Source organism: Cryobacterium sp. TS_SC_7 (genome assembly GCF_056156285.1).
This window is the reverse complement of the sequence record NZ_CM149589.1, coordinates 1,079,500-1,100,811: the sequence shown is the minus strand read 5'-3', so window position 1 is coordinate 1,100,811 and position 21,312 is coordinate 1,079,500. Positions and strand designations below refer to the sequence as shown.

13 protein-coding genes and 1 tRNA gene are annotated in these 21,312 nt (G+C 68.4%); 10 read left to right on the top strand and 4 right to left on the bottom strand.

All coding sequences use genetic code 11. From position 1 onward, the window contains the following. Positions 1-284: 284 nt before the first annotated feature. The 4 genes from AC0J5J_RS05145 to AC0J5J_RS05130 form a co-directional block, all read right to left on the bottom strand. On the bottom strand, positions 285-1,586 hold the full coding sequence (locus AC0J5J_RS05145; RefSeq protein WP_474899850.1) for an ABC transporter permease: 1,302 nt from the start codon (positions 1,584-1,586) through the stop codon (positions 285-287). Next, on the bottom strand, positions 1,583-2,305 hold the full coding sequence (locus AC0J5J_RS05140; protein ID WP_474899848.1) for an ABC transporter ATP-binding protein: 723 nt from the start codon (positions 2,303-2,305) through the stop codon (positions 1,583-1,585). The genes AC0J5J_RS05145 and AC0J5J_RS05140 overlap by 4 nt, the downstream gene beginning before the upstream one ends. 140 nt (positions 2,306-2,445) lie before the next feature. Beyond that, positions 2,446-4,116: a hypothetical protein gene (locus AC0J5J_RS05135; protein WP_474899846.1), complete on the bottom strand. Its 1,671-nt coding sequence runs from the start codon at positions 4,114-4,116 to the stop codon at positions 2,446-2,448. Between the two features lie 269 nt (positions 4,117-4,385). Further along, the gene (locus AC0J5J_RS05130; protein WP_474899844.1) at positions 4,386-5,024 is read right to left on the bottom strand and encodes an MBL fold metallo-hydrolase; all 639 of its coding nucleotides are present in this window, start codon (positions 5,022-5,024) and stop codon (positions 4,386-4,388) included. A 56-nt stretch (positions 5,025-5,080) separates the two neighbouring features. On the opposite strand from AC0J5J_RS05130, the gene AC0J5J_RS05125 reads away from it, so the two are divergent. The 10 genes from AC0J5J_RS05125 to AC0J5J_RS05080 all read left to right on the top strand — a co-directional run bounded on the left by AC0J5J_RS05125 (position 5,081) and on the right by AC0J5J_RS05080 (position 21,268). Beyond that, positions 5,081-5,980 (top strand): diacylglycerol/lipid kinase family protein, encoded by a 900-nt coding sequence (locus tag AC0J5J_RS05125; protein ID WP_134424889.1) that lies wholly within the window; start codon positions 5,081-5,083, stop codon positions 5,978-5,980. 54 nt (positions 5,981-6,034) lie between these two features. Continuing rightward, positions 6,035-6,107 (top strand) — tRNA-Glu (locus AC0J5J_RS05120). Between the two features lie 243 nt (positions 6,108-6,350). Beyond that, complete coding sequence (locus tag AC0J5J_RS05115; protein ID WP_134424888.1) at positions 6,351-7,376, top strand: TerC family protein; 1,026 nt, start codon at positions 6,351-6,353, stop codon at positions 7,374-7,376. 26 nt (positions 7,377-7,402) lie between these two features. Beyond that, complete coding sequence (locus AC0J5J_RS05110) at positions 7,403-8,302, top strand: PP2C family protein-serine/threonine phosphatase (RefSeq protein WP_474899842.1); 900 nt, start codon at positions 7,403-7,405, stop codon at positions 8,300-8,302. An 8-nt stretch (positions 8,303-8,310) separates the two neighbouring features. After that, positions 8,311-9,534, top strand: coding sequence for an FHA domain-containing protein (locus AC0J5J_RS05105; RefSeq protein ID WP_474899840.1), 1,224 nt, complete (start codon positions 8,311-8,313; stop codon positions 9,532-9,534). Next, entirely contained in the window at positions 9,531-11,183 is a 1,653-nt protein-coding gene (locus tag AC0J5J_RS05100) for a serine/threonine-protein kinase (RefSeq protein WP_474899838.1), read from the top strand. The genes AC0J5J_RS05105 and AC0J5J_RS05100 overlap by 4 nt, the downstream gene beginning before the upstream one ends. Positions 11,184-11,285: 102 nt before the next feature. Then, on the top strand, positions 11,286-16,607 hold the full coding sequence (locus AC0J5J_RS05095) for an Ig-like domain-containing protein (protein ID WP_474899836.1): 5,322 nt from the start codon (positions 11,286-11,288) through the stop codon (positions 16,605-16,607). A 58-nt stretch (positions 16,608-16,665) separates the two neighbouring features. Then, positions 16,666-17,634 (top strand): AAA family ATPase, encoded by a 969-nt coding sequence (locus tag AC0J5J_RS05090; protein ID WP_474899834.1) that lies wholly within the window; start codon positions 16,666-16,668, stop codon positions 17,632-17,634. Next, positions 17,631-18,932 (top strand): DUF58 domain-containing protein, encoded by a 1,302-nt coding sequence (locus AC0J5J_RS05085; protein WP_474899832.1) that lies wholly within the window; start codon positions 17,631-17,633, stop codon positions 18,930-18,932. The genes AC0J5J_RS05090 and AC0J5J_RS05085 overlap by 4 nt, the downstream gene beginning before the upstream one ends. Then, a complete protein-coding gene (locus AC0J5J_RS05080) occupies positions 18,929-21,268 on the top strand; it encodes a transglutaminase TgpA family protein (RefSeq protein ID WP_474899830.1) in 2,340 nt (779 codons plus the stop codon). Before AC0J5J_RS05085 ends, AC0J5J_RS05080 begins: the two co-directional genes overlap by 4 nt. The last annotated feature ends 44 nt before the right edge of the window (positions 21,269-21,312 follow it).

Below are 21,312 nucleotides of genomic sequence, written 5' to 3'. Positions count from 1 at the left end.
TGGAAGTGGGCGCACGTTAGAACGTGCGCCGGCTTCCACAGAGTGCGCCGCGAGCCGTCATAGCCGCCCGTACCGCGGTGGAGCCTGGCGAGACCCGTGACCGGGCGGGGGAGATTGCCCGACCCCGGGCATCCGTTGTCCTCGCGCTTTCTGCGGAGATTTTCGCAACACGCCGCTCATCGGGCCGGCCCAACCGGCGATTCGCGAAAATCTCCTCAGTTGCGTGACGACGGATGCCGGTTCGCGACGGATGTCCCGCGGAGCCCCCTGGCGACCCGCACGCGTCACTCGTAGCGCAGGGCGTCGATCGGGTTCTGCCGGGCGGCGGCCCGGGCCGGGAGGGTGCCGGCGAGGAAGGCGATCAGCATGACGACGCCGATGATGATGGCGATCGAGCTGGGCGCGAACTGCACCACCTGAAGTCCGGGCAGATTCTCGAACACGGTGCTGGCGAGGATATTGCTGACCAGGGAGCCGACGCCGACCGCGACGAGGGCACCCAGGGCGCTGCCCAGAAAACCGATGAAGACGGCCTCGGTGCTGAACAGGGCGTAGACGCGGCCACCGTTCATGCCCATGGCCTTCATCAGCCCGATCTCCCGGGTGCGTTCCTGCACGCTCATCAGCAGGGTGTTGATGATGCCGAAGCCGGCCGCGATCAGCGCGATCACGGCGAAGGCGTTCAGTACGCCGATGATCACATTGATCACGGTCTCGAACGAGCCGATCTGGTCCGCGACGGTCTGCGAGGCGTAGCCCTGGTCCGCGAGGTCGTCCTTGATCGCTGTGATCTCGGCGTCGGTGGCGTCCAGGTCGAACCGGGCGGTCGCGGTGGCGTAGCTCTGCGCGGCTTCGACCGAAGTGCCGGAGAGTTCCACCTCGCGCAACCGGTCAGTCAGCGTCTGGTTGAGCCCGGCCCCGGCACCCAGGATGGTCTCATTCTGCACGCCGACGACGGTGGCCGGGACCTGCTGAGCGGTGCCCGCGAAATCCGTGATGCCGATAGTGACGGTTTCCCCGATGGCCGTCTCCGGCGTGCTGAACCCCAGCGTGTCGAGGTAGTTCGTCGGCAGCAGGATCTCGTCGGCGGTGCTCTCGTTGTCCAGCTGCTCCCCGGCGGCCAGATCAGCCGTGGTGAGCGTGGCGGCCGCATTGACGGTGAGCTCGAACTTGCCGCTGTCGGCGTACTCGATGTACTCGGGAGTCACCTGCACCGACGGGTCGACGCTGAGGATGCCGTCGGTCGCCCTGATGGTGTCGAGGTCGGCCGTGGTGAGCGCCTGGATGGTGCTCCCCGGGCGCGACCCGTTGCCCAGGCTGATCGCGGTGGCCCTGTCGGGGTCATACGGTGCCGGTCCGTCATCCGTTGCCGCCGCGGCGTCGTCGGCCTTGGACACGGTGAGCACGTCCGCCGCCCCGATCGCCGAGACCTGGCTGTTGATGTAGCTCGTCACCCCGGTGCCGATGCCGCTGGTGATGGTGAGGGTGAAGGCACCGATGAAGATGGCGACGACGGTCAGGCCGGTGCGGAGTTTGCTGCGGAAACTGTTCGCGATCGCGCTGGTGATGATGTCGATGAACTTCATGCGTTGCCTCCTGCGGGCTTCGCGAGGGCCTCGGGGGACCGGGTGGGGTCCTCGCGGCCGTCCCGGATATAGATCTGGCGGTCACAGCGCGCCGCGAGGTCGCTGTCGTGGGTGACGATGATGAGCGTGATGCCCTGGTCCTTGTTGAGGGCGAAGAGGATGTCTTCCACGACAGCTCCGGTCGCCGTGTCCAGGTTGCCGGTGGGCTCATCCGCGAAGATCACCTTCGGGTTGTTCACCAGGGCGCGGGCGATGACGGCGCGCTGCTTCTGACCTCCGGACAGGTTGATGGCCTTGTTTCTGGCTTTGTCGGCCAGCTCCAACTGTTCCAGGGCCGCCATGCCTCGGGCTTTGCGTTCTTTCGGGCCGATCCCGGCGATCTTGAGGGGGAGCACGACGTTGTCGAGCACGCTCGCGTTGGCGGTGAGGAAGAACTGCTGGAAGACGAAACCGAAGTCCTGATTGCGGAGCCGGTTCACCTCTTTGCCCTTGAGCTTCTTCGCATCCGTTCCCTCGACCAGCAGCTCGCCGGTGTCCGGGTCGTCCAACAATGCCAGCAGGTGCATCAGGGTGGACTTGCCCGATCCGCTCTTGCCGACGATCGCGACGGACTCACCCGAAAGGATGTCCACGGACACCCCCGTGAGTGCATCGAAGCGGTTGGCCCCGCTGCCATAGGACTTGCCGATATTCCGGGCGGAGAGAACGGGAACTGTCATGGGAGTCGGCATCCTTCGGAGTGAGAAGCGGGCAGGCCGTGTGCAAGCACAAAGTACCGTAGCTGCCTCCCAAACGTGCCGGAACGAGCGCAGCGGGACCCGGATCGATTGATCGGGCCCCGCTGTGTGCCGGTCGTCGGTCAGCGGGCCATTCTCAGGCGGCGGAACAGCCAGACGGCCGCCCCCGCCAGAAGCAGGCCGGCGAGGACCATGATCCCGGGCGCCGCACGGTTGAAGCTCACCGTCTCGGCGCCATCGGCCAGCTTGTCTGACCCCGCGGCCACCTTGGCGTTGCCTGCGCTCAGTTCGGCGGTGCCTGCCGCGAGCGTGTTCGCGCCGTCGAGGAGCGTCCCGGATCCGGCCGATACCTTCTCGGTGCCGGCGGCCAGGGCCGTGGACCCGGTTTCCAGCGCGGTGGTTCCGGCGACCAGGGTGGATGCACCAGCCGCGAGGGTCTGCGTGCCGTCAGCCAGTGACCCGGCGCCGACCGAGATGCGGGTCGCGCCGTCGGCGAGACTCACAGCGCCCGTTGCGAGGGTCGTCGCTCCGGTCGACAACGATGAGGCGCCGGCAGCCACTTTGCCGACGCCGCCCTGCAGGGAACTCGCACCGGTGGAGACCGCGCTGGTGCCTGCCGCGACCCGCTCGGACCCGGCGGTGAGAGCCTGCGTGCCGACCTGCAGTTCCGAGGCGCCCTTTGCTACGGCGCCCGTCCCGGCGGCCACCGCAGCGGCTCCACCGGACACCTTGGCCGCACCGGCGGCAAGGGTCGTGAGTCCGTCGCGCAGCGCCGCTGATTTCGTCTCGAGCACCGCAGTGCCCGCGCTCAAAGGCGTCAATCCGTCTCGGAGGACCGCAGAACCGTCCCGAAGGGCGACAGCCCCGGACTCGACCCCCGCGGTGCCCGTGCTCAGAGTCGTGGCGGCGGAGCTCAATCCCTTGAGGGTGGCCAGGAGGGCTTCCTGAGAGATCGTGTCCGCCTCAACCTGAGCGGAGAGAGCGGCGAGGGCTCCGTCCAGCTTCGTGGCGCCCGCAGCAACGCTGCTCGCTCCGCTGCTGAGGCCGTTCGCTCCCAGCGCGAGGGCTTCCGCCCCGCGCCGGGCCTGGTCCGCGCCCTGGGCGGCAGATGCCGTTCCAGCGGCGAGCAGGACCGAACCGTCGCGAGCCGTCGTGGCACCGAGGGTGACCTCGCCGGCGCCGGTGGCCAGGGTTGCCGCACCGGCGGCAACCTGCGTCGCTCCGGCGGAGACCTTCGTTGCGCCGGTCCCGGCGGTGGCCACGCCGGCGGCGAGAGTCGCCGCACCGGTCGCAGCCGCTCCGGCACCGGTAGCGAGGGTGTTTGCTCCGGTCGCGGCGGTGGCGGCTCCGGCGGACAGCGTTTCCGCTCCCAGCCGGGCGGACTCCGCGCCGATCTGGAGCCTGGTGCTGCCGCTGACGCTCGTGAGTGCGCCTTCGAGGAGGGTCCCCGCCCCGGCCGAGGCGCTCGCCGCACCCGTCGCCAGACTGCCGGCACCCGTATTGGCCCGGGTCACGCCGGCCTGGAGGTCGGTCGCCCCGGCGGCCGCGGCTGCCGCGCCCTCCGACAGTGTTTCGGCGCCCACAGCGAGTTTCGCTGCTCCGCCGGCGACTTTCACGGAGCCGGCTTCCGCTTTCACGGCGCCGGTGGAGAGTTCTCCGGCGCCACTGGCCAGCCGCCCGGTCGTGAGAAAGAAGAAGGTCAGCAGCATGACCAACATCAGGGAGAGTCCGGTCACGGTGGAACGGATGCCGAGAGTGCTACGGCGGGACAGGGCACGGTCAGATCTCATCATTGAGGCTCCTCGGAAGACGCGAGCGGGCATGCGGGCATGCCGGAACTCGCGTGGTGTGTGTGCGGTGCGCGGTCAGACTCCGGCGTGGCGGCTCCTGGTCGAAAGCCGCGCGGCACGGTGGCGCGCCGAAGTCACACGAACGTAGCAGCGCGGCAGGCGCAGAATCGAAGGCTCGAAAAAGTTCAGGGCTGCGGCCAACACATTCCGTGCTGGTCCCGTGATCCTTGTGGGATTCCTACAGAGCTACCCCCCGAAAGGAGTGTCAACCATCACAGGTCGAGGGACTCGTTCGGCTCGAGCGGCAAGAACTCGCCGCCGTTCTGCTCGGTGGCCCACTTGATCCTGGCGTTGGAGAGATCCTTGCCGCCCCGGGAGAGCCCCATTTCGTGCGTCGGGAAGGTGCGGCGCGGCGCCAGCGCGAGCACGTAGTCCATCACCTCACTGATCTTGAGCCACGGTGCGCCGGCGGGCACGGCGAGAGTCTGCACCGTCACGCCTTCCGGCAGCGCGAACGAGTCACCGCCGTAGTACAGCTCGTCGTCGACCAGCACCCCGAGGTTGTCGATCACCGGGATCGTCTCGTGGATGACGGCATGGGTGCCGCCGAAGAAGCGCAGGGTGAACGGCTCGGCGACCACGGTATCGCCGGCTGCGACGACAGTCACGGGATAGTCGGGCGCGGCGGCGGCGACGCCGGCCGGGCCGAAGATCGGAATGTCGGGGTTCATCGAGATGATGCGGTCCAACTGCTCCGGGGTCCAGTGATCGGGATGTTCGTGGGTGATCACGATGGCGGCAGCCCGGGCGGTGTCGGTCAACGGGCTCGTGAACGAACCGGGATCGACGAACAGCCGGCGCCCGCCCTTGTCCAGGACCAGCGCTGCGTGCTCGAGCTTCGTGAGTTTCATGGATCCGATCTAATCCCCAATCCCGGCGAGCTGCAAGCTGGCGGCATACTTGAGCGGTGCCTCCCCCTCTCCACATCGTCGTCGCCATCAATCCAGCCGCCTCATTCAGCAGTCGTCGAGACGTCGGCCCCCGGGTGGTTGCGGCGCTGAACCGGGCCGGACACCGGGTGACCGGTCTGAGTGCCGCCGGCTTCGACGCCCTTCGCCGGGACGTGCAGGCCGCGCTGGTGCCGGAGGTCGACGTTCTCGTCGTCGTCGGCGGCGACGGCATGGTCAGCCTCGGCACCAATCTCCTGGCCGGAACGCGACGGCCGCTGGCCATCGTGCCGTGCGGCACGGGGAACGACCTGGCCCGCGGACTCGGTATCCCGGTCGACGACACGGATGCCGCCATCCGCCATCTGCTCGACGCCCTCACCCGGCCGCCCCGAGCCATCGACGCCGCGCGCGTGCACCGCGGCAACACGACGACCTGGTTCGCGGGCGTACTCTCGGCCGGTTTCGACGCCGTCGTGAACGAACGGGCCAACCGGATGCGTCGGCCGCGGGGGAGTAGCCGGTACACCCTGGCCGTGCTCCTGGTGCTCGCCACCTTCCGTCCCATCACGTACCGGTTGACCGTCGACGGCATGCAGCGCCGGGCGCGTGCCATGCTGATCTCCGTCGCCAACAACGTGTCTATCGGTGGCGGCATGCGTATCGTCCCGGGAGCGCTGATCGACGACGGGCTGCTGGACCTGTTCATCGTTGCCCCGATGTCGCGCGCCGGCTTTCTGCGGGTGTTCCCCAAAGTATTCTCCGGCACGCATACGACCCTTCCGCAGGTCGAGATCACGAGGTGCCGCAGCATCCGGATCGACGCCGACCGTGTCGTCGCCTACGCCGACGGGGAACGGGTGGGCGCTCTGCCGGTGCAGATCGACGTGGTGCCCGGAGCGCTCTTCGTGCACGTCTGACCGCTCAGTTTGGTTTCCTCGCGGGCGTGTGGCATATTAGGTGAGTTGCAAAACGGCCCCATCGTTTAGCGGCCTAGGACATCGCCCTCTCACGGCGGTAACGCGGGTTCGAATCCCGCTGGGGTCACAACACCACCCGGTTCCCTTCTCTGAAGGGGGCCGGGTTTCTATTTTTAAGCGGGAGCCCCGGTAGACTCCACCGAGTGAAGGGAAGCATCCCTCTGGACCCGTTCCGGGCCCGTCGCCGTGGTCGTCCACACGGGCCGCACCGCAGGGGCCTCGGCACGGCGGTATCGATCTGTTGATACGGGAGAGACTTTCGGGTTTCGTGCTGCCTTCAGCACCTCTTTGATTGAAAGGCTCTACCCGCATGGAAATGGCTCTTCCGCTCTGGTTCGAGATTGGGTCACTCGTCGTTCTGACGCTCATCCTGATCGCCGATCTTCTCATCGTCTTCAAGCGCCCTCACGTGCCCTCGATGCGTGAGGCCAGCCTGTGGGTAGCCTTCTATGTGGCACTGGCCCTGGTCTTCGCCCTGCTGATGCTGGTGCTGGGCGACGCGGAGCACGCGGGGCAGTTCCTTGCCGGCTGGCTCACCGAGTACAGCCTGAGCATCGACAACCTCTTCGTCTTCGTCATCATCATGGCCAGGTTCTCCGTGCCCCGGAAATACCAGCAGGAAGTGCTGATCGTGGGCATCATCATCGCCCTCGTGCTGCGCGGAATCTTCATTCTGCTGGGGGCGCAGCTGATCGAGAACTTCAGCTGGATCTTCTACATCTTCGGCGCGTTCCTGCTCTACACGGCCGCGCACCAGGCTTTGGCGAAGGATTCGGACGTGGACGAGGCCGACAACGGCCTGATCCGCTACCTGCGCAAGCACATGAACATTTCCTCGTCGTTCGACGGTTCGAAACTGCGCACTCTGATCGACGGCAAGAAGGTCTTCACCCCGATGTTGATCGTGCTGCTCGCGATCGGCACCACGGACCTGGTCTTCGCCCTGGACTCGATTCCGGCCATCTTCGGCATCACGCAGAGTCCCTTCATCGTGTTCACCGCGAACGTGTTCGCCCTGATGGGCCTGCGCCAGCTCTACTTCCTGCTCGGCGGGCTGCTCGAACGCCTCGAGTACCTCAAGTACGGCATCGCCTTCATCCTGTTCTTCATCGGCGTCAAGCTCGTCTTGCATGCCCTGCACAACAATGAGGTGTTCTTCATCAACGGTGGCGAGGGCGTGGCGTGGGCGCCGGAGATCGACACCTGGACTTCGCTGGGCGTGATCATCGTCTCCATGGCCGTGGCCACCATTGCCAGTGTGATCAAGGCTCGACGGGATGCGCGCCGCCGCGGCCACACCCTCGCCGAGGAAATTCCCCACCTCATCGAGGAATGACATTCGTAGCCCTGCACCGCAGGCAAGTGAACACTGGAGCAGACGTGGCCGTGCAGAGTGAGAGTGAGTTGGTGCTCCCCGAAACCCGGGCGCGCTTCGTGTTCAGCGCGGCCAGCGACGTCGGCCTGGAACGCAAGGTCAACGAGGACAGCTTCATGGCCCAGGCGCCGGTCTTCTTCGTCGCGGACGGCATGGGCGGTCACGCCCACGGCGATGTCGCCAGCCAGACCGTTGCGCGAGTGTTCGACGAGCACATCGCCCGGGGCGCACCCTCGACGCCGGAACGCATCCTCGACGCGATCCACTCGTCGAACGACGCCGTGCGTGACCTGAGCGCCGTCGACGACTACGGCACTGCCGTGTCCGGGACCACCCTTTCCGGTGTGGCATTCGTCGACGCCGGCGACGATGTGGGCTTTCACTGGATGGCCTTCAACATCGGCGACTCCCGCGTCTACACCTGGGACGGACGCACGCTGGTTCAGTTGAGCGTGGACCACTCCGCGGTACAGGAGCTGGTCGACGCCGGTCTCATCTCCCAGGAAGAGGCGGAACAGCATCCGGAACGCAACGTGATCACACGCGCGATCGGTGCGGACGAGTCCGTGGACGCCGATGTGTGGCTGCTGCCGGCGACCGGCCGCCACTCGTTCCTGATCTGCTCCGACGGGCTGACCAAGGAACTCGCCACCGGTGAGATCGAGACGCTGCTCGCATCGTACGACGGGACTGCGGAGCCGGATCGGTCCCTGGCCGAGGTCCTCGTCGACGCGGCACTGGCACGGGGCGGGCACGATAACGTTACGGTCGTGTATGTGGAGTCGGTGCTCGGCAATCCCGAGCAGGACGACCCCGCGAACACGAGTGAGCGAGCGACGGGGATGCACGAGCATCTCGAGGACACGAGGCCGAGAAGCCAGGGGTAAGAGGACAGATGCTCTCGTATGAATACGACGAGTCGGGGGACTGGCTGGCGGCAACGCGGGACGGACAGCTCGTCGTGGTGCGGTCTGACGGCTCGGCGGACCAGGCCGATCGGCTGTGGGTCAGCCTCGACGGAGGAGTGCAGGGAGTTCTCGACGCGCTCACGTCGCGTGGCCTGTTCACGGCACCGTCCTTCGTGTTGGTGACCTGGCAGGGCAGCCTCGTGGACGGTGCCGGCGTCAACGCCATCGTTCGGGGTGACGTGTCCCTGCGACTGACCACCAGTACCGGTTCCGACGAGCTGTCGGGTGCCGGCGTGGCGACCTGGCGGGAACAGTCCTTCGCGTCCGTGAACCGGTTCCAGGTCGAGTGCGGAGCCGGAACCGATCAGCGTCCCTCCGGAACGGCGCTGCCGCTCCTGGCCGGCATGGTGCGCGCCCGCCGTCTGGCGGTGGCGACCCGGATGGCGCCGGCCGCCGCGGCGCCGGCCGCCGCGGCGCCGGCCGTTCCGGTGCCCGCGACCGCGGCGCCGGCCGTTCCGGCGCCCGCCGTGCCCGACGTCATGACCCCGGCGCGGATCGGACCCGTTCCCGGGCTTCCGAGCAGGCCGCCGGCACGGGTGGAAGCCCCGGGTCTGAACCCGATCAGCGACGACACCCTCAGCGCCGAGGCGTTCGGAAGCGGCAGCTTCGGCGCCGACACCGTGGGCGACGACCCCTTCACCGACCAGACCGTCGTCAGTGTCGGGCGGAAGCAGCGCCGGGCAGCACCCGAGCCGGTGGACTCCGACCACCATGACGGGCTGACGGTCATGAGCGGGGACCTCCGCACCCTCCGGAACGCGGCCGAAGCCGCGCGGCCCGCGTCCGTGGTCGCCGCTCCCACGGGGTCCGCCCTTTTCCTGCTTCTGCCGGGCGGCGGCCGGGAAGCGCTCGGTCAGCAGCCCGTCGTGATCGGCCGCGCGCCCAGCGTGAGCCAGGTTCCCGGTGGCCAGCTGCCCCGCCTGGTGAGTCTCGGGGGAGCCGACCAGGACATCTCCCGCAACCATGTGCGCGTCACCGTGGAGGGAGACACCGTCGTCGTGACCGACTTGCTCTCCCGGAACGGCACCGTCATCGTGCTGCCCGGTCGGCCGCCGCAGAAGCTGCGGAAAGGCGAAGCGGCGTCTGTTCTGGTGGGAACCGTGATCGACCTGGGCGGCGGCGTGACCCTCACGGTGGGTGAGCAGCGATGAGTCGCGGCGTCTCCCTGCCGCCCGAGCTGCCCGGCTACGACTTCGTGTCGACGCTGGGCTCGGGCGGATTCTCCGACGTCTTCCTCTACGACCAGCAGCTGCCGCGTCGCCGGGTGGCCGTCAAGGTGCTGCTGACCGAACAGCTCAACGAGTCGACCAGGGCCCGCTTCGTCGACGAGGCGAATCTGATGGCGCAGCTGTCCACGCATCCGTCGATCGTGACGATCTACCATGCGGGTGTCGCGGGCGACGGGCGCCCGTTCCTGGTCATGGAATACTGCGCGGGTCCGAGCCTGTCGGAGCGCTACAAGCAAAAGCCGTTCTCGGTGGAGGACACCCTACGGATCGGGGTGCGCCTGGCCGGAGCCGTCGCCACCGCGCACACGGCCGGGATTCTGCACCGCGACATCAAGCCCGCGAACGTGCTGACGAACGACTTCGGCGGGCCCGCACTCACCGACTTCGGCATCTCGACCACCCTCGACCTGGATCCGTCCGACCCGCAGCGCACCGCCGGCTCCACCGCCGGGCACACCGGCGGCGACGACGAGACCCAGGACGTGGGCCTCAGCGTGCCGTGGTCACCGCCCGAGATGTTCGAGGACGCCCCGGTGCCGGATGTGCGCAGCGACGTGTTCTCCCTGGCCGCCACCCTCCACACTCTCCTTGCCGGCCTCACCCCGTTCGAGATCCGCGGGAGGTCCAACGGCACGCTCGACCTGATCGGCCGGATCGAACGCGGCGTCATCACACCGATCAATCGGGATGATCTGCCCGCGTCCCTGATCGCCGTGCTGGCCAAGGGAATGTCGACCAACCGCGCGAGTCGCTACTCCAGCGCCGTCGACTTCGCCCGGGCGCTGCAGCGCATCGAGCTCGAGCTCGGGTACTCGGCCACGGCCATCGAAGTTCCGCGCCTGAGCGAGACCGAGCCGTCGGAGTCTGCCGGCGCCGGGGAGGACGAGACCCGCGCCCGCTCCGTGGTCACGATCGCGGCGCAGCCGACGCGGACCGCCCGGCCCGCGGTTCCGCCTGCGGCGGCACCCGCCGTCGATGCCGCGGGTAACCCGGTCCGCGGGGCCTTTGTCGTGAAGCATCGGCCGGGGCCCGCGCCGTCGGCGCCGCCCGCGGAAGCCACCGTGCTCCGGGGGCGCCCGGCTGTCGTTGCCACGGCGGCCGCCGTCGTGTCACTCCAGCCTGAGTCCGGACCCGAGAACACCGCTCCGCGGGCCGGGCGCCGCGGACTCATCGCCGGAGTCTCCGCTGCCGCCGGCGTCGTTCTGGTCGCCGCGGTTCTGGCCGCGGTCTTCGTCACGGGAAGCACGACCCCCGGACTTGCGCCGACCGCGAAACCGACCAGCCCCGCCGGCAATGCCGATGTGGTGGCGGGCGTGCCCATGGTGACTCTCGAGGGAACGGCCACCTCCGTCGATGGAACAGTCGTGACCTTCTCCGTGGTCAACCCGGACCCGCAGGACGACGATGTGTACCGGTGGGCACGGGCCGAGGAGCCGAACCAGCCCCAGTTGAGTCCCTCCGCGGCGATCGCCGTGGACCAGGTCACACCGGGAGAACGCGTCTGCATCGACGTGTACCTGCAGCGCAGAGACGGCAAGCTTTCCGAGGCGAATCGAGTTTGCGACCGCTGACCAGCCCGGCGCGCCACGCCGGACGTCCGGCATGTTAGTTTAACTTCGGGGAGAGGCTCTAGAGGCCGCTCGGGGGATGTGCAAGTGAGCAAGGGGTAACGGGTGGGCACCTTCAGCTCGTGGCTTCGTGCCCGCAAGGCTTCGGCCTCCGTGATGGCGATGGTGGTCCTGGCCGGCGTGCCGGTCACCTTCGCGGTGCTGCACCAGGGATTCCCGGTCACCGACGTCGACCTGGTCGCCACGGACGTCTGGGTGACGAACGGGAAACAGCTGCTCGCCGGCCGTCTCAACCGCCAGATCGAAGAGCTCAACGGCTCGGTGAACACCGCCTCGAACGCCTTCGACGTGCTGCAGGACGGCGATGACGTCTTCCTCTACGACCAGAGCGTCGGTTCCCTCGAACGGATCGACCCGGCCTTCACCACCCTCGGGCAACGCGTCGACCTGCCGGTGGGATCCGAGGTTGCCTACGGTGGCGACACCATCGCGGTCATGTCGCCCGCGGGCGGCGAGGTCTGGGTGATCAACGCCGCCCAGGACCTGAACTTCGACCCGAAGACGACGGATCCGGTCGTCAAGCTCGGCAAGGGCGGCCACGTGGCGGTGTCCCCGAACGGTGCCGTGTTCGCCACATCGCCGGCGAAGAAAAAGCTCGTCACGATCGAGGAGCCGGGCAGCGAGCCGCAGCGCAGCGACCTGCCCGCCCTGAGTGCGCACCAGATTGCCGCGGTCGGTGAGACGCCCGTCGTTCTCGACACCAAGAAGGACCGGCTCATCGTCGGCGGCGGAGCCACCATCGAGCTTCCGGTCCCGGCGCTGAAACTGCAGCAGAACGGTGCCGAGAACGCGTTCGCCGTGCTCGCCACGGGAGATTCCCTGCTCCAGGTTCCCCTCGACGGCGGGGACACCGTGGAGATCCCGGCGGGCATCGACACCGCCCTGACCGATCCGAAGGACGTGTCGGCGCCGGTCTGGCTGAACGGATGCGCCCACGGGGCCTGGGCCGGCGCCCAGGCGTACCTGGCGGCCTGCACCGACAAGAAGCCGAACATCCAGACCATCGTCCAGCCGACGCAGGGCTCGACGCTGGAATTCCGGGTGAACCGGAACGTGATCGCCCTCAACAACCTCTCCAACGGGAACGTGTGGCTCGTCGACGCCAATATGCGCCTGGTCGAGAACTGGGACGAGGTGACCCCGCCGCAGGAGGAGGATTCCGAGGAGGGCGATGAAAAGGCCTCGCAGCAGTCCTTCGAGGACACCCTCGCCGAACGCACCCCGCAGAACCGGGCACCCGTCGCGAACGACGACACCTACGGGGTGCGCCCCGGCAAGACCACGGTGCTCTCCGTGCTCGAGAACGACACCGACCCGGACGGCGACGTGCTGACGGTGGTCAACACCAACGGTTTCTCCGACTCGCAGGGGAGCCTGGACTACATCGACGGCGGGCGGGCGCTGCAGTTCACGCCGGCACCCGGACTCGCGGGAACCGTCAGCTTCCGCTACACGGTCGCCGACGGACGCGGAGCCGTCGCCGAGGCCAGCGTCAACCTCACCCTCCGACCGTTCGAACTCAACGAGGCTCCGGTCTCGCACCGTGTCGGAGCCGTGTCGGTCGAGCAGGGCCAGCTTGTCAGCTACAACGTGCTGAGCGACTGGATCGACCCCGACGGCGACGACATCTACCTCGTGTCCGCGTCGCCCACCACCGGCGACGGGGTGCGCTTCGGCCCGGAGGGGTTCATCACCTTCGAGAGCCGCACCGCCGAACTCGGCGTCAAGGAGGTGCAGTTCGTCGTGTCGGACGGCACCCTCACCGCGACGGGCGTGCTCACGGTGGATGTGAAGGCCGCCGGCAGCCTCAACCCCGTCGGCACGCCGGACTTCGCCACCGCCTTCGTCGGCGAGACGGTCCTCGTCGAGCCGCTCGCCAACGACGTGTCCCCGTCCGGCGAGCCGTTAGCCCTGATCGGGGTCAACGACGTGCCCGACACCGTCTCCGCGGTCGTCAACCTCGACCGCGGCACCGTGGCCGTGTCCGCTCCCGCCGCCGGCAGCTACGTCTTCACCTACAGTCTCGGCTCCGGGGCCGCGTCGAGCGTCGGCCTCATCCGGGTGGACGTGAAGGAGAACCCGATCGAGCTGTTGCCGCCGATCGCGGTCAAGGACACCGCCTACCTGCGCGCCGGCGAACCGCTGTCCCTGCCGGTGCTGAACAATGACGTCTCGCCCAGCGGCCGGGTTCTGGCGGTCCAGTCCGTGGACACCGAGGATGCCCAGGACCTGGTCTCCGTCGAAATCCTGGCCAACACCGTTCTGCGGGTCACGGCCGGTGCGGCCCTCACCGAGCAGGTGCAGTTCACCTACACGATCAGTGACGGGCAGGCCACCTCGACGGCCGGCGTCACCGTCGTTCCCGTGCCGCCGCTCGTGAAGCACCAGCCCCCGGTGGCCGTCGACGACTCCGTCAGCGTGCGCGCCGGCGACATCGTGAGCGTCCCCGTGCTCGACAACGACTTCCACCCCGATTCCGCGACGATGACCCTGTCACCGGACCTGGTCGACACCGACAAGGCCGGCGGTCTGGCCTTCGTCACCGGAAAGCAGGTGCGCTTCCAAGCGCCGAAGGAGCCAGGTTCCTACAGTGTCGGCTACGCCATCACGGACCCGTACCTGGAAACGGCGACCGCGATCGTGCGGTTCACCGTGATCGGACCGGACAAGGCGAACAATCAGGCACCCACGCCGCTGCCCCTGACCGTGCGCACGTTCGCTGACTCGAGCATCAAGGTGCTGGTCCCGCTGGACGGAATCGACCCGGACGGCGACTCCGTGTACCTGACCAACGTGACGACACCGCCGGGTCTCGGGCGGATCACCAAGCAGGGCAGCGACTACTTCTACTATCAGGCCTACCCCGGCACCGCCGGCACGGACACGTTCACCTACGAGGTGGCGGACACGTATGGCACCAAGGCGCTCGGAACCGTACGGATCGGTGTGATCCCGCGGCCGGTGGCACTGCTGCCGCCCAACGCCGTGGACGATGCGATCGAGATCAAGCCCGGCCGCACCGGATCGGTCCCCGTCCTGCTCAACGATTCCGACCCCAACGGGTACAAGCCCAGCCTCTCGGAGAAGCTCCCGGAGGTCGCTGACGGGCTCACCGCCACGGTCAACGGCAGCCGCATCATCATCGACGCCCCCGACGTCGAGGGCACGTACACGGTGCGCTACGAGATCACGAACGGGCACGGCGGTGCGGCCACGGCCTTCGTTCAGGTGAAGGTGACCGCGGACGCCAAGGCGCAGTACCCGAGCGCCATCGACCACATCATCGAGCCGAAGGATGTGCTCACGGCCGCGACCGTCGACGTGAAGGTGCGTGACCGGGCCGAGAACCCCAGCGGCCTGATCGAAGACCTCGTCATCAGCCTCGAGGGCCCGAACGCGGCATCCGGCACCATCCTGCCCAATGGAACCGTCAAGGTCACCCCCACCAACGTGCGCCAGGCCATCGCCTACCGCCTCACCAACGACGTCGACAAGCTCAGCGCCACGGCGTTCATCATCGTGCCGGCGAAACCGGATGCTGAAGAAGAGAAGAAGCCCGCCGCCGAGCAGACCTTCCCGCCGCCCTTCCTGAAGCCGCTGCCCGAGCAGCTCGTGCGGATGAACGACTCGAAGACCTGGAACCTCGCCGACATCGTGGAGGTCCCCTCGGGGCGACCGGCCACCATCCTCTCCGCGACGGCCACCAACGCCAACGGCTCCTCGCCGCTGCTGGACCCGACGACGCTGGGCTTCTCCGGCGCGACCGACTACCGCGGACCGGCATCCGTCACCTTCGTGGTCACCGACGGCAGTTCCGCCACGGATCCCGACGGCAACCAGGCGACCCTGACCATCCCGGTCACCGTCGGAGACCCGAACTCCGAAGACGTGGCCCCCACCTTCACCCCGCCGAACGTGACGATCGAGGCCGGCGAGACCGCGCTCGCGGTCAACCTGCGCACCTCGAGCGGACACCCGAACCCTCAGATTGTGGAGAAGCTCAGCTACGGCGCACTCACGGGAGCCTCTGCGGAGGTCGCGGCGACCCTCAACGCCGGGAGCCTCGCCGTCTCGGCGCCGCTCGGCGTGCAGCCGGGCACGAAGGTCACACTCAATTTCACGGTCACCTACAAGGAGTTCACCATTCCGGGGTCGGTGAACGTCACGGTCGTGTCGTCGACGCGGGCCAAACCGCAGGCCGTCGACGATTCGGGGCCGAATGGGAAGGGCATCGAGACCCAGCCGAGCCAGTCCATCCCCGTCCCCGTGCTGGAGAACGACTACAACCCGTACGCGCAGGACGGTAAGCCCCTCACGGTGATCGGGGCCACCATCGAGCAGCAGGTCGGCACCGCCACGGTCAGCCACACCGCGTCCGGCGTGACCGTCAACACCGGGTCCGGGGCGACCGGAACCCTGACGGTGGTCTACCGGATCCAGGACGCCACCAAGGACAAGGCCCGGGAGACCCAGGGACGCGTCACGCTCGTCATCCGCAATACTCCGGACGCGCCCGGCAAGCCGTCTGCCGTCGAGGGGGACGGCAGTGCCAGCGTGACCTTCAACGCGCCGGCGTCGAACAACTCGCCGATCACCGGCTACACCATCTTCTGGACCGGCGGGGGGCAGGAAAACGTGGGCGCCGCGGGAACGCACTCCGTCACCGGCCTCAGGAACGGTACGAACTACACGTTCACCGTCGTCGCGCGGAACGCGATCGGCGCTTCGGGCTCCTCCGCCGGCAGCAACACCGTCATGCCCTTCGGGGTGCCGGGCGCACCGGCCTCCGCGAACCTGGATGCCCCCGGTCAGGGCACCGGCGCCCTGAGCCTGACCTGGTCCGCTCCGTCCAGTGATGGCGGCCGCGGTGTCACGGGCTACAACTACCGGTGGATCCAGGGCAGCAACGGCACCGGCAGCACGAACGGTGGCCGATCGGCTACGGCAACGGGCGCGGTGAACACCCCGTACCAGTACGAGGTTCAGGCCTGCAACGCCCGCGGTTGCAGTAGTGGGTGGACGCAGTCGAATGTGGCCACACCCCAGCCCGCACCGCCGCCCCCGCCGCCGCCCGCCGCCAGGATCGAGCTGTGCCGGGCCGACCAGTACTCCGGAAGCATGTACTACTTCGGAGCCCGTTACTTCAACATCATCCCGGGCAGCTACAAGGTCACGGTGCTCGGCGACGCGAACTTCACCACCGCGACGATCCCGACCAGCCTGACCCAGGGAACCATGCAGACCTACAGCTGGATGGACATCAACGGATCCTTCGGCACCAGGGCCCAGTACATCCAATTCGTCGGGCCGGGCGGCACCTACACCAGCCCCACGATCGCGTGGAAAGACGCCACCCCGTGCGTCTAGGCACCCGGACATCCGTCACCCCGTCATTCGCAACCCAAGCTAGAAGGACACAGCACTAATGGCAGTAACACAGGAGCAGGCCGACTGGTTCGCCGAGGCCTTCGGCCGTCTCGTCGGCAACGTCAACGAGGCGATCCTCGGCAAGGACCACGTGGTGCGCCTCGTGGTCGCCGCGATGCTCACCAGCGGCCACGTGCTGCTGGAGGACTTCCCCGGCACGGGCAAGACCGTGCTCGCCAAGGCTCTGGCCAAGACCCTCGACGGCACCAATTCGCGCATCCAGTTCACGCCGGACCTTCTGCCCTCCGACGTGACCGGGGTCACGATCTACGACCAGGGGAAGGGTGTCTTCGAGTTCCACAAGGGCCCGATCTTCGCCTCGATCGTGCTCGCGGACGAGATCAACCGGGCCAGCCCGAAGACCCAGTCCGCCCTGCTCGAAGTGATGGAGGAGGGGCGGGTCACGGTCGACGGCGTCAGCCACGAGGTCGGCAGCCCGTTCATGGTCATCGCCACCCAGAACCCGGTCGAACAGGCCGGAACGTACACCCTGCCGGAAGCGCAGCTCGACCGTTTCCTGATCAAGACGTCGCTCGGCTATCCCGACCACGACACCGCCGTGGCTCTGCTCCTCGACTCGTCGAACCGGGCGAGGGACTCGAAGATCACGCCGATCATCGCCTCCAGCTCGGTGAACTCGATGGTGCAGCTGGCCTCCGAGGTCTTCGTCGACGCGTCCGTGCTCAGCTACCTGAACGAGATCGTCACCGCCACCCGCACCGACGCGTCGTCGACGCTCGGGGTCAGCATGCGCGGCGCGCTCTCCCTCGCCCGCGCGGCGAAGACCTGGGCGCTGTCCCAGGGACGCAGCTACGTGACACCCGACGACATCCGGGACCTGGCCGTGCCCGTGCTCGCGCACCGCATCATGGTCGACCCGGAAGCCGACTTCGCCGGCGTCACCGCCGAGGACATCGTCAACCGGATCCTGGTCGAGGTCGCACCGCCCGCCTACCGCGCAGCATGACGCGCGTCGCCGAGAAGGTTCCCCGCCGCATCAGCCCGGCGGCCCACGCCGTGGGCAGTGTCCGGCGCTCCCTCGGCGGCGGCATGCGCACCGTCGGGCGGCTGGCCGGTCAGCTCGCCCGGCGCGGCTGGCAGGTCAGCAAACCCGTGACGGATGTCGTGGGCCCGGTCGGCTGGCTCACGCTCGCCGCATCCGTCGTCGCCTTCCTGATCAGCGCCGTGACCGGCTGGAGTGAGTTCACCTACCTGGCGACCACGCTGCTGGCGGCCCTCCTGGTGGCGGTCGGCTTCATCTTCGGCCGTGCCACCTATGCGGTCCAGGTGGCTCTGAACCCACACCGGGTTGTGGCGGGGGAGCGCGCCCTGGGCCAGCTGACGGTGGCCAACTCCGGTGACAAGGGCCTGCTTCCCGTGCGCATCGAGCTTCCGGTGGGTTCCGGGGTCGCCGAATTCATGATCCCGGGTCTTGCGCCGGCGGCGGAGCATGAGGAACTGTTCGCCGTGCCCACGCATCGCCGGGCCGTCATCGTGGCCGGCCCGGCCGTGTCGGTGCGCGGCGACCAGCTGGGGCTGCTGCGTCGCACGGTGCGCTGGACCGACCCTGTCGAACTGTTCGTGCACCCGGTCACCACCCGGCTGCGTTCTTCGGCCGCCGGCCTCGTCCGCGACCTGGAGGGCGAGATCACCCGCAAGATCACCAACAATGACATCTCCTTCCACGCACTGCGCGCCTACGTGCCCGGCGATGCGCTGCGCAATGTGCACTGGCGCACCTCCGCGCGTACCGGCCAGCTGATGGTGCGTCAGTTCGAGGAGACCCGTCGGTCACAGCTGACCATCGTGCACAGCGCCGAGACAACGACGTACGCCTCCGACGAGGAATTCGAACTCGGCGTCTCCGTCATGGCGTCCCTCGCCCTGCAGGTCATCCGCGACGGCACCCGGGTCAGTGTGGTCACCGAGGGCCGGCTTCTCACGACGAAGACGCCCGTGTCCCTCCTCGACGACTCCTGCCGGATCCAGCCGGTCAGCGGCCGCTATCCGACCCTGCGTGACTTCACCCGGGATGCCACCCGCACTCTGCCGGCGCCCAGCGTCGTCATGATGGTGGCCGGATCGCTGCTCGAACTGGCCCGGTTCCGCGCCGCCCAGACTCTGTTCGGGCAGGACACGAAGACGCTCGCGTTCCGGATCGAGCGGGGCTCCCCGCCCCGGCTCGCGAACGTGTCGGGACTCACCGTGCTCACGGTCGGCGAGCTCGCCGACCTGCCCAGCCTGCTCCGACGGGTCAACGGATGAACCGGCTCCGCTCCGTGCCCCAGCGCGCCTGGTCCGACGTCGCCGTGCTCAGCGCCCTGTCCCTGCTCGGCGTGCTGGGCTTCGAAACCTCGTTCGGCGACTACAACTTCCTGCTCGCGGGCGTCGGCGGCCTGATCGTCGGCACCGGGATCGCGCTTCTGGGTCATGCGCTCCGACTGGGCGCACTGGTCAGCGTCCTCGCCGCGATCGTCGCCTATTTCCTGCTCGGCACGCCGTTCACCATGCCCGACCAGGGCGTGCTGCTCGTCCTCCCCAGCCTGACCTCCGTGGCCGGCCTCGCCATCGGCGCCGTGTTCGGCTGGGCGGATATCGTCACGCTCGGCACCCCGGTCGAGGCGCCGTATTACATGCCCGTGCTGCCCTACTTCGCGGTCTGGCTGATCGCCCTCGTCGGAACCATGCTCGCGGTGCGCTGGCTGCCGCGCCGCCCGCGCACGGTGTGGCGCTCCAGCGTCCTCCTGGCAGGGCCGGTCGCGCTCTACCTGGCCGGCATCCTGATGGGAACGGATGAGGCCTATTACGCCGCCGTCCGCGGCATCGCCTTCGGCGTGATCGCCCTGGTCTGGCTGGGCTGGCGCCGCTCGCAACTGGAAAAGGCCTCCGCGGCCGGCGCGAACCGGCTGCTGCGCCGCAAACTGGTCGGCACCGGCACGCTCATCCTCGGCACGATCCTGATCGGCTCCCTGGCCGGGTCGGTGCTCGCCCCCGTGCAGGCCGAACGATTCGTGCTGCGCGAGGAGATCCAGCCGCCGTTCGACCCGTTGCAGTTCCCGAGCCCGCTGGCCGGCTTCCGCCAGTACACGAAGACCCTCGCCGAGACCCCGCTCTTCACGATCGAGGGTCTGGAGACCGGGCAACTGGTGCGCCTGGCCAGCATGGAGGCCTACGACGGCAAACTGTGGAACGTCGCCGGAGTCGACGGCGCGGAGAGCGCCTCCGCCGGGTTCCGCCTCGTCGGGCGCACGATTCCCGACGCCCCGCTGATCACCTCCGTGCGCTCCAGCACCGTCACGATCACCGGGTCCGGGTACGCGGATGTCTGGCTCCCCGGCGTCGGCTATCCCAGCACCGTCGACTTCGACGACCGGGCGAGCAGCGCCCAGGCCGAGAACCTGCGTTACAACGCCGGAACGGGAACGGCCGTGCTCACCAGCGGTGTGAAAAGCGGCTACCGCTATACGACCAGCGCCGCCGTGCAGCAGTCGTACCGGGACGAAGACCTGGTCGAGGTGCCCGTGGCGGCCGTCACCCTGCCGGCCGCCGAGAACATCCCGGATGTCGTCGTGGCCAAGGCGCTGGAATACACCGGCGGCGCCGTGACCCCCGTGGACCAGCTCCGCGCGATCCAGAAGGCGCTGAAGACCCAGGGCTTCCTCAGCCATGGACTTGCCTCCGACGGCATCCCCTCCCGGGCCGGCCACGGCGCCGACCGCATCGACGAGCTCTTCACGCGCAGCCAGATGGTCGGCGACCAGGAGCAGTACGCCGCGGCCATGGCGCTGATGGCGCGCAGCCTGAACCTGCCCGCCCGCGTGGTCATGGGCTTCGCCCCGGAGGTCCCGGACGGTGCCACGAGCGTGGAAGTGACCGGCTCCGACGTGACGGCGTGGGTGGAGGTCGCGTTCGAGGGTGTGGGCTGGGTTCCGTTCTTCCCGACCCCCGACCAGACGGATGTTCCGCAGGACCAGACCCCCAAGCCCAAGTCCGTGCCGCAACCGCAGGTGCGCCAGCCGCCCCGCTCCGACAACCAGTCCGACGACCTGCTGACCGCCATCGAGATCGACGACACGAAGAAAGACGATAAGGACAAGGGATTCGTGCTGCCCGGTTGGGCGTGGTTGCTGGGGGGCACAGTCGGAATCCCGCTCCTGCTGATCCTCGGCCCGGTGCTCGTCATCGGTGCCCTCAAGGCGCGCCGTCGACGGAGGCGCCGCGGTCGCGGCAGCGGCGACACCCGCGTCGCCGGGGCCTGGGACGAGGTGACCGACGGGTATGCGGAACTCGGTTTCGAGGTGCCGCGCCACACAACCCGCCTGCTGGTCGCCGCGGACGTCGAGGCCCAGCTGGACCGTCAGGTCGGGCCCGGCGCCGCGGACATCCGTCTGGCGCCCCTGGCCGAACTCGTCGACCGTGCCGTCTTCAACGGTCAGCCCATCGGGGACGACCTGGTCGAGCAGAGCTGGGCCGACGCGCTGGAATCATTGCACCTCGCGGAAACCCGGGTGGGCCGTCTCCGCCGGATCATCAGCCGATTCCGTCTGCGGACACGTCGGGACTGGAGCCGTGTCGACCTCTCTAAGTCGCGCCGCCGATAGAGTGGCGAGGTGGACACCGCCGAAATCACCCTCCAATGAGGGTC

What these genes read in the sequence shown, in the direction of transcription:
- AC0J5J_RS05105 (WP_474899840.1), top strand. Translation starts at nt 8,311, where the DNA reads ATGCTCTCGTATGAATACGACGAGTCGGGGGACTGGCTGGCGGCAACG.
- AC0J5J_RS05090 (WP_474899834.1), top strand. Translation starts at nt 16,666, where the DNA reads ATGGCAGTAACACAGGAGCAGGCCGACTGGTTCGCCGAGGCCTTCGGC.
- AC0J5J_RS05140 (WP_474899848.1), bottom strand. Translation starts at nt 2,305, where the DNA reads ATGACAGTTCCCGTTCTCTCCGCCCGGAATATCGGCAAGTCCTATGGC.
- AC0J5J_RS05115 (WP_134424888.1), top strand. Translation starts at nt 6,351, where the DNA reads ATGGAAATGGCTCTTCCGCTCTGGTTCGAGATTGGGTCACTCGTCGTT.
- AC0J5J_RS05085 (WP_474899832.1), top strand. Translation starts at nt 17,631, where the DNA reads ATGACGCGCGTCGCCGAGAAGGTTCCCCGCCGCATCAGCCCGGCGGCC.
- AC0J5J_RS05130 (WP_474899844.1), bottom strand. Translation starts at nt 5,024, where the DNA reads ATGAAACTCACGAAGCTCGAGCACGCAGCGCTGGTCCTGGACAAGGGC.
- AC0J5J_RS05080 (WP_474899830.1), top strand. Translation starts at nt 18,929, where the DNA reads ATGAACCGGCTCCGCTCCGTGCCCCAGCGCGCCTGGTCCGACGTCGCC.
- AC0J5J_RS05135 (WP_474899846.1), bottom strand. Translation starts at nt 4,116, where the DNA reads ATGATGAGATCTGACCGTGCCCTGTCCCGCCGTAGCACTCTCGGCATC.
- AC0J5J_RS05100 (WP_474899838.1), top strand. Translation starts at nt 9,531, where the DNA reads ATGAGTCGCGGCGTCTCCCTGCCGCCCGAGCTGCCCGGCTACGACTTC.
- AC0J5J_RS05145 (WP_474899850.1), bottom strand. Translation starts at nt 1,586, where the DNA reads ATGAAGTTCATCGACATCATCACCAGCGCGATCGCGAACAGTTTCCGC.